Here is a 3,321-nt window from a genome sequence, read left to right as displayed (position 1 = left end):
TATCCGAATATGTAATCTCGTTTGAGATCAAAAAACCCGCGAAAGCGGGTTTTTTATTAAACTTCCATCAATGCGAAAGTTTTCACCTTGAACGATATAGTTTTATTCTTCTCCATCAAACTGCCAGTACACCTCGCCCCAATCACTTTCATAATTTGGAAAGATCTCACCCTGTTTAAAGTATTGCCGTGAATTTGATTTCGCTGTTGTATACCAATAGCCAGCTTTAGGACAAACCTGCCCAGCCGCTATACTTAATTTTTCAGTTGATTCAGTTTCGGGTTGATTGGATTGTTTTCCTATATTTTCTATATCAAAAATATAATTCTTTTCTTCCTCGGGTATGGTTCCATCTATATAGCGATTGTCTTCCCAAATTAAACGCCATTTAACATCATACCAATCGTCAGTACCATCTAACTGATATTGAGTTGCTGTAGTACCTTCCAAAAAATAGTTAGGACAACCTACTTTTCCATTAATTGGCAACCATGGCTCATAAATACCTGTGATATATACTTCTTCACCCGTAGCTATTTCTTCTTTTGAGTCTAAATTAAAAGGTGGACACATAGGAATCGGTTCAGGATAAACTCTTAACGGTGGCCATTCTTTAGAGAAAAAAATTGTCTCATATGACCATTTTATTGAAGCCCGCGTAGTCTCTTTATCTAAATATGCAAAAGGATCACGATCTGTTTTAACAGAAGCTAGAGATCTTATACACAGACTGCGCAAACTTAATGCAATCAAAACTAAATTTACATAATTAGAGTGATCCACCTTAGTGGATACAGAATACATTCTAGGATCTATTGGCATAAAAAGATCAGTACTTTTTGAGTATCCCAAACCCAGCAAAATATAAAAAGGGTCATCAACAATACCATTTTCATCAGCATATCTATCAAACATTCTGTCTGAAATGTCAGGTCCTAAGAATGTAATATAAGCTTCTTTCTTATATTTTGTTGTCTTTAATAGATTCAATCCTTGTTCTAGTTGAACCATTTTCTCCAAAAAATGAATATATTCTCCTTCGTGTCTTTTTTGTAGGTGATCTGAGAATTGGTGTTGAAGCACTTTTTTCGGTGGATTTCTTAATTGTCTTTCAAAAGCATCTAAAAATTGTTGGTATAAGACACGTATCTGATCTAAAAACGTATAACTCGTGTATTTCTTAATTAAATAAAATGCTTTATTTCGTGATTCTTGCTCTTGCATTGGTGCCATAAATTTTGGGTTTAACATAGATTAACGCTTCTCAGTCTGTTTATTTTGTTGATATTCAACGCCTGCACGTGTAGTGGAAGAAATTCCTCTTAATACTTGACCTTGTTGTACAATTTTCGCTGATCGTTCACGCTTTTCCAAATACTCCACCATTGTTTCACTTTGAGTTGGTATTTTTGAATCGTTCCAGTTTGTCGGTTTTTCTTTGAGGATTTTATCGATGTATTCTTTAACAGGTAAATTATGAGGATCTCTAAAGTTTATAAAAATTTGAATATCACCACCCGGTAGTAACAGATTAGTAGCTTGATGACCTTTTTCTAAGCTACTCTCATTATCAAGCTGTTCTGCAATCTTTCCACGCCAGACACGTAAACCATCCCAATCATCAGATACTCTTATGCCTAACTTTCTCATTTCAGCAATAGTAGGTACATGATCTAAAACAACATAAGCACCATTCGTACTCCATGCCCCTTTTACTGCACAGTCCAAACGCCACGCTTTACCATTTTCTGACATTTTTTCTGCCCAATATCCCCCAGATTTGCTAGGATTTACTCTTTCCACCACTCGAAATAGTGGAACTTTTGAACCTGCTTTTAATAATTTAGGTTGAATTGGCACTTTAATACTAAATGAGTGAATATCTGGAAAAATTTTTTCACCCAGGGGACCATCTTTTTTATATGTCCTCAAATCCGGCCATCCCTCTTTATGAATATAATGACTTAAAGATGCTGGTTTATGTCCTTTACTTGGAATCGTTTTTCTAGCAGTAGAAGCTAAACGTGCTTCCGTGGTTAAAACCTTAGTTTCTCCACCACCTATCTTTGCACCAGCTTTATTCATTTTGTTGATCATTTCAGATCGAACTTTATTTAATGCACTGTCCAACTCTTTAATTGCAGAAGGAATCATTTTATCTGCGAGTTTGGCAAGTTTATCTAACTCAGGTAAAAATGAGTTTAATTGTTGTTGTACATGCTTAGGTAGAACAACGCCCGTTTTTGATAAGAAAAACTGAATCGAGGATTTTAATCACGCAATAAATTTTTTAAACTCGGATAAAATTTTAGTTTGGTATTTTGAAAATTTTAGTGTGTTTAAAAATTTAATTGGGTCTCCACAACCCATTTTTTTTAACGCAGCTTTAATTTCAACTCGATCTTCTGTGGAAATAATTTGCACTAAGGTGGATGTCTTTATTACTTTCTATGGCAATGGAACTTGGTGAAGCCAAGAGCATGATCGCTTGTTTAAAGGTAGCGGCTTTGCTTTGGTCTTCGCTCTCTAAGTTTTTGAGGTAGCCCTGTAGGTTTTCGAGTAAGCTCAGTGGATCAGTTTGTTGATTTTTTGCCACTTCACTGAGGTCTTTCGCTTGTTCCTGTTTGTAGGTAGAGATGAGTATACCTTCTCCTGCACGCACTGCCCCCTTTGATCTGTTCTGAGTTCAAAGATTTCATCATAAGGGGTAGCATGACAAAGCCTTCAATTAAATAAAAGCCTAGAATAACTTTCTATTCTTCACCGTCATATACCCAATATTCTTCGCCCCAATTTTTACTAGATTTATTCATTATGGTTCCTTTGGTGAAATACAGTCGTTTTCCTTTATCATTAGATAAAATCCAATAACCTGTTCTTGGGCATAATTCTCCCCCTATAACTTTTAAATCAGGTGTAGCAAAAGTATCTACATCCTCAACCCCAATATCTTCAAACTCACCTTCTATTAACTCAACAAAGTACCAACTACAATCAGCCTTAGAAAAAACATTATTTGCAATCAACTCTGAGGCCAATGTTAATTGAGTATCATGACGTAGTTTTACATATCCAAAATCATCATCAATTTTTTTCTTTTTAATATTTTCAATTGCAAATTTTCTAAGTTCTTCAGAGGGAGTCCATGCTGTGTATTCATTAAACTTAGAAAATAAGTCCTTTCCTAAAGCATTTAATGTCTCACACTCTTCTAATTGTCCACGTGTAAAACTATTTTCATCACGATAAGTCCAAGCAAATTGTGGTACGCCATATCGATCACCCACAGGAATATATACCCCTGTCTTTGCTATAGGTTCT

2 protein-coding genes and 2 pseudogenes are annotated in these 3,321 nt (G+C 35.3%); all 4 read right to left on the bottom strand.

Annotation, left to right across the window (positions count from 1 at the left end; translation table 11 throughout):
* Positions 1-102: 102 nt before the first annotated feature.
* Positions 103-1,251 carry an Imm71 family immunity protein gene (locus AC1M9I_RS14490; RefSeq protein WP_481611204.1) on the bottom strand — a complete coding sequence of 383 codons (1,149 nt, stop codon included), beginning with the start codon at positions 1,249-1,251 and terminating at the stop codon, positions 103-105.
* Positions 1,252-1,254: 3 nt separating this feature from the next.
* Positions 1,255-2,154, bottom strand: a complete 900-nt coding sequence (locus AC1M9I_RS14485; RefSeq protein WP_481611203.1) for a hypothetical protein — start codon at positions 2,152-2,154, stop codon at positions 1,255-1,257.
* Positions 2,155-2,416: 262 nt separating this feature from the next.
* Positions 2,417-2,697: pseudogene (locus AC1M9I_RS14480) on the bottom strand (type VI secretion system Vgr family protein); the annotation flags it as partial.
* 56 nt (positions 2,698-2,753) lie between these two features.
* Positions 2,754-3,321: pseudogene (locus tag AC1M9I_RS14475) on the bottom strand (hypothetical protein); the annotation flags it as partial.

This window comes from Acinetobacter sp. ANC_7553 (assembly GCF_056779895.1).
This window is presented reverse-complemented; position numbering and strand designations above follow the sequence as displayed.

Excerpts from the sequence above, each read along its gene's own strand:
- AC1M9I_RS14490 (WP_481611204.1), bottom strand. The coding sequence starts at position 1,251 with ATGTTAAACCCAAAATTTATGGCACCAATGCAAGAGCAAGAATCACGA.
- AC1M9I_RS14485 (WP_481611203.1), bottom strand. The coding sequence starts at position 2,154 with ATGATTCCTTCTGCAATTAAAGAGTTGGACAGTGCATTAAATAAAGTT.